The sequence below is a fragment of the Streptomyces sp. NPDC059371 genome (assembly GCF_042751995.1).
In the GTDB taxonomy this organism is placed as follows: Bacteria; Actinomycetota; Actinomycetes; order Streptomycetales; family Streptomycetaceae; genus Streptomyces.
In genome coordinates this window covers 73914-79286 of record NZ_JBHYXD010000025.1, presented here as the reverse complement: position 1 = coordinate 79286, position 5373 = coordinate 73914, and the positions used below count along the sequence as shown (strand labels likewise).

Genomic DNA, 5373 nt, shown 5'->3' with positions numbered 1-5373 from the left:
TGGTTTTTTCCATTACCCATACTCATGTTCCGCCTGCCCTCCCCCCCCCCCCCACCCCCACCCACCCCCCCCTCACCGCCGATCAGATGTCCCGGAAGATCTCGATCTGGGCGCCGATCGAGTTCAGACGCTCGGCGAGGTCCTCGTAACCGCGGTTGATGACGTACACGTTCCGCAGCACCGAGGTGCCGTCGGCCGCCATCATCGCGAGCAGCACGACCACGGCGGGCCGCAGCGCGGGCGGGCACATCATCTCTGCGGCGCGCCAGCGGGTCGGGCCCTCGACGAGCACGCGGTGCGGGTCGAGCAGCTGGAGCCGGCCGCCGAGGCGGTTGAGGTCCGTCAGGTAGATCGCCCGGTTGTCGTAGACCCAGTCGTGGATCAGCGTCTGGCCCTGCGCGGTGGCCGCGATGGCCGCGAAGAACGGGACGTTGTCGATGTTCAGGCCCGGGAACGGCATCGGGTGGATCTTGTCGATCGGCGCCTCCAGCTTGGAGGGCCGCACGGTGAGGTCGATCAGCCGCGTACGGCCGTTGTCCGCGAAGTACTCGGGCGTGCGGTCGTGGTCGAGGCCCATCTCCTCCAGGACCGCGAGCTCGATCTCCAGGAACTCGATCGGCACCCGGCGCACCGTCAGCTCCGACTCGGTGACCACGGCGGCGGCGAGCAGGCTCATCGCCTCGACCGGGTCCTCGGAGGGCGAGTAGTCCACGTCGACGTCGATGTTCGGCACACCGTGCACGGTGAGCGTCGTGGTGCCGATGCCCTCCACCCGTACGCCCAGGGCCTCCAGGAAGAAGCACAGGTCCTGGACCATGTAGTTGGAGGAGGCGTTGCGGATGACCGTGACGCCGTCGTGGCGGGCTGCGGCGAGCAGCGCGTTCTCGGTGACCGTGTCCCCGCGCTCGGTCAGCACGATCGGCCGTCCGGGGGTGACGGACCGGTCGACGCGGGCGTGGTAGAGCCCCTCGGTGGCGGCGATGTCGAGTCCGAACCGGCGCAGCGCGATCATGTGCGGCTCGATGGTGCGGGTGCCGAGGTCGCAACCGCCCGCGTAGGGCAGCTTGAAGGCCTCCAGGCGGTGCAGCAGCGGGCCGAGGAACATGATGATGGACCGCGTGCGGATGGCGGCCTCGGCGTCGATGGACTCCATGTCCAGCTCGCTCGGCGGCACGATCTCCAGGTCGACCCCGCCGTTGATCCACCGGGTGCGGACGCCGATCGAGCTGAGGACCTCCAGCAGGCGGTAGACCTCTTCGATCCGTGCCACCCGGCGCAGCACCGTGCGCCCCTTGTTCAGGAGCGTCGCGCACAGCAGGGCGACACAGGCGTTCTTGCTGGTCTTGACGTCGATCGAGCCGGACAGACGACGCCCGCCGACGACGCGCAGATGCATCGGACCCGCATATCCGAGCGAGACGATCTCGCTGTCGAGCGCCTCACCGATGCGGGCGATCATCTCAAGGCTGATGTTCTGGTTGCCGCGCTCGATGCGATTGACGGCGCTCTGACTGGTGCCGAGCGCCTCGGCGAGCTGCGACTGTGTCCAGCCCCGGTGTTGCCGGGCGTCACGGATGAGCTTGCCGATACGTACGAGGTAGTCGTCTGCCATGGCGCGACCGTATATCGGATGTGAGATAAACAAAAGTGGAGCGCCGCCTTCCGAGTGGCAAGGGTCACCAGGCGGTGTTCGAGGGGCAGTTCGGGTGTCACGCACCGGCGCGGCGACGGCGCCCGCGAGGTGCCCGCACCTCCGCGAGCCCGTGCCGCCGCCCGTGAATGCCGTGAAGAGACGCTTCCATGACGCTTCGTCGGTGATGGACTCTTTGTCGCTATTGAGTCACTTCGCCTTGCGTGTGGTCTTGCGCCACCCGAACGGCCCCGGCAGGTCCATCGACGTCGTCCGGCGTCCGGTGCTGCTGTGCGTGCGCTTCGGCCCGTTCTTTCCGCCCGAGGTGATGGACCACGACTTGCGGTTGATGTTGAGTCGCAGTCCGGGAAGGATCCGGAAGCTCTTGCGGAAGGTGAGCGGCATGGGTGCCCCCTGTGTCGTCGCGCCGGGGCTCTCCCGGCGGACACCGGGTACCCCGAAACGGCTCAGGTGTGCCTGTCCGTGCCTTCGGGGCGTCAACTTCCGGCGGGGAGTGGCGCCGTGGCCGTCCGGGTGCGGGATCCGTCCGGCGGCGGCTCGTCGGCGACAGGGGCACGGATGTGTCCTCGCGGCCGGATGATGCGGGCATTCCGCGCGCGGCGGGGCAAGCGGTGCGGCCCGGACATGCGGGCGTGCGGACATGACCTGCCCGCCCCCATGCACTAGAGTTATCTCGACATCGAGATATCTGCCGAGGCGTACCGCAGCAGCGCGCCGCCATCGGTCCGGCGGTAAGGGCTACCTAACTTAGCCTTACCTTAGCGGATCGGTCATGGCGTCGTGGCGGCAGGATGCGGTGGGAACGCGCACATCAATGAAGGAGACTGTCGTGTCGGCGAACAGCTTCGACGCCCGCAGCACGCTGCAGGTGAGCGACGAGTCGTACGAGATCTTCCGGCTGGACAAGGTGGAAGGCTCGGCTCGCCTTCCGTACAGCCTGAAGGTGCTGCTGGAGAACCTGCTCCGCACGGAGGACGGCGCGAACATCACCGCCGACCACATCCGGGCGCTCGGCGGCTGGGACTCGCAGGCCCAGCCCAGCCAGGAGATCCAGTTCACGCCCGCCCGCGTGATCATGCAGGACTTCACCGGCGTGCCCTGTGTCGTCGACCTCGCCACCATGCGCGAGGCCGTCAAGGAGCTCGGCGGCGACCCGGCCAAGGTCAACCCGCTCTCCCCGGCCGAGCTGGTCATCGACCACTCGGTCATCGCCGACAAGTTCGGTACGAAGGAAGCCTTCGGCCAGAACGTCGAGCTGGAGTACGGCCGCAACAAGGAGCGCTACCAGTTCCTGCGCTGGGGCCAGACCGCGTTCGACGACTTCAAGGTCGTCCCGCCGGGCACCGGCATCGTGCACCAGGTCAACATCGAGCACCTGGCCCGTACGGTCATGGTCCGTAACGGCCAGGCGTACCCCGACACCCTCGTCGGCACCGACTCGCACACCACGATGGTCAACGGCCTCGGCGTGCTCGGCTGGGGCGTCGGCGGCATCGAGGCCGAGGCCGCGATGCTCGGCCAGCCGGTCTCCATGCTCATCCCGCGTGTCGTCGGCTTCAAGCTGACCGGTGAGCTCACCCCCGGCACGACCGCCACGGACCTCGTGCTGACCATCACCGAGATGCTGCGCAAGCACGGTGTCGTCGGCAAGTTCGTCGAGTTCTACGGCGAGGGTGTGGCCGCCACGTCGCTGGCCAACCGCGCCACCATCGGCAACATGTCGCCGGAGTTCGGCTCCACCGCCGCGATCTTCCCGATCGACGGCGAGACCATCAAGTACCTGAAGCTGACCGGCCGCTCCGAGCAGCAGCTCGCGCTCGTCGAGGCGTACGCCAAGGAGCAGGGCCTCTGGCTCGACCCGGCCGCCGAGCCCGACTTCTCCGAGAAGCTGGAGCTCGACCTCTCCACGGTCGTCCCCTCGATCGCCGGCCCGAAGCGCCCGCAGGACCGCATCGTCCTCGCGAACGCCGCCGAGCAGTTCAAGAGCGACGTGCGCAACTACGTCGCCGACGACGACGAGGCGGGCAAGGAGTCCTTCCCGGCCTCCGACGCCCCCGCCGCCACCAACGGCGTGCCGACCAACCCGGTCACGGTCACGGCCCCCGACGGCTCGACCTACGAGATCGACCACGGTGCGGTGACGGTCGCGGCCATCACCTCCTGCACCAACACCTCGAACCCGTACGTCATGGTCGCCGCCGCGCTCGTCGCGAAGAAGGCCGTGGAGAAGGGCCTGACCCGCAAGCCGTGGGTCAAGACCACCCTCGCCCCGGGCTCCAAGGTCGTCACCGACTACTTCGACAAGGCGGGGCTCACCCCCTACCTCGACAAGGTCGGCTTCAACCTGGTCGGTTACGGCTGCACCACCTGCATCGGCAACTCCGGCCCGCTGCCGGACGAGGTCTCCAAGGCCGTCAACGACCACGACCTCGCGGTCACCTCGGTCCTCTCCGGCAACCGGAACTTCGAGGGCCGTATCAACCCCGACGTCAAGATGAACTACCTGGCCTCCCCGCCGCTGGTCGTCGCCTACGCCCTCGCGGGCTCCATGAAGGTGGACGTCACCCGCGACGCGCTCGGCACCGACACCGAGGGCAAGCCGGTCTACCTGGCCGACATCTGGCCCTCCGAGGCCGAGGTCAACGACGTCGTGGCGAACGCCATCGGCGAGGACATGTTCAACAAGTCCTACCAGGACGTCTTCGCGGGCGACGCCCAGTGGCAGGCGCTCCCGATCCCCGAGGGCAACACCTTCGAGTGGGACCCGCAGTCGACGTACGTCCGCAAGCCCCCTTACTTCGAGGGCATGACGATGGAGACCACCCCGGTCTCGGACATCGCCGGCGCGCGCGTCCTCGCCAAGCTGGGCGACTCGGTCACCACCGACCACATCTCCCCGGCCGGTGCGATCAAGGCCGACACCCCCGGAGGCAAGTACCTCACGGAGCACGGTGTCGAGCGTCGTGACTTCAACAGCTACGGCTCGCGCCGCGGCAACCACGAGGTCATGATCCGCGGTACGTTCGCCAACATCCGCCTGCGCAACCAGATCGCGCCGGGCACCGAGGGCGGCTACACCCGCGACTTCACGCAGGACGGCGCCCCCGTCTCCTTCATCTACGACGCCTCGCGCAACTACATCGAGCAGGGCATCCCGCTGGTCATCCTGGCCGGCAAGGAGTACGGCTCCGGCTCGTCCCGCGACTGGGCCGCCAAGGGCACCGCGCTCCTCGGCGTCAAGGCCGTCATCGCCGAGTCGTACGAGCGCATCCACCGCTCGAACCTCATCGGCATGGGCGTCCTGCCGCTCCAGTTCCCGGAGGGCGCCACGGCCGAGTCCCTCGGTCTGACCGGCGAGGAGACCTTCTCCTTCACCGGCGTCGAGGAGCTCAACAACGGCACCACCCCGCGCACGGTGAAGGTCACCACCGACACCGGTGTCGACTTCGACGCGGTCGTCCGCATCGACACCCCCGGCGAGGCGGACTACTACCGCAACGGCGGCATCATGCAGTACGTGCTGCGCAACCTGATCCGCAACTGAGCACTCCGGTGACCCAGTTGTAGACAGCTCCGCAGGAGTTAGAGGGCCGGCACGCCCGGGGCGGGGGGGGGGCCCCCCGCCGCGGGGGCGGTGGGGGGGCGGGTGTCCGCGGGGCCCGGGGCGGGGTGGGGCCGGGCGGGCGCCGCGGCCCCCTCCTACGCGCAGAACCCGGCCGCCG

General features: G+C 68.7%; 3 protein-coding genes. 1 reads left to right on the top strand and 2 read right to left on the bottom strand.

The genetic code is table 11. The features are described 5' to 3' along the window. Positions 1-82 precede the first annotated feature (82 nt). Together ACFXGX_RS17085 and ACFXGX_RS17080 are read right to left on the bottom strand one after the other, a co-directional pair. Positions 83-1612, bottom strand: coding sequence for a helix-turn-helix domain-containing protein (locus ACFXGX_RS17085; RefSeq protein ID WP_384791115.1), 1530 nt, complete (start codon positions 1610-1612; stop codon positions 83-85). Between the two features lie 228 nt (positions 1613-1840). After that, positions 1841-2035: a DUF4236 domain-containing protein gene (locus ACFXGX_RS17080; protein ID WP_266763518.1), complete on the bottom strand. Its 195-nt coding sequence runs from the start codon at positions 2033-2035 to the stop codon at positions 1841-1843. Positions 2036-2480: 445 nt separating this feature from the next. Here ACFXGX_RS17080 and acnA point away from each other — a divergent pair, with 445 nt between their 5' ends. Beyond that, positions 2481-5195 (top strand): aconitate hydratase AcnA, encoded by a 2715-nt coding sequence (gene acnA / locus ACFXGX_RS17075; RefSeq protein WP_384791112.1) that lies wholly within the window; start codon positions 2481-2483, stop codon positions 5193-5195. Positions 5196-5373 lie beyond the last annotated feature (178 nt).

Excerpts from the sequence above, each read along its gene's own strand:
- ACFXGX_RS17085 (WP_384791115.1), bottom strand. The coding sequence starts at position 1,612 with ATGGCAGACGACTACCTCGTACGTATCGGCAAGCTCATCCGTGACGCC.
- ACFXGX_RS17080 (WP_266763518.1), bottom strand. The coding sequence starts at position 2,035 with ATGCCGCTCACCTTCCGCAAGAGCTTCCGGATCCTTCCCGGACTGCGA.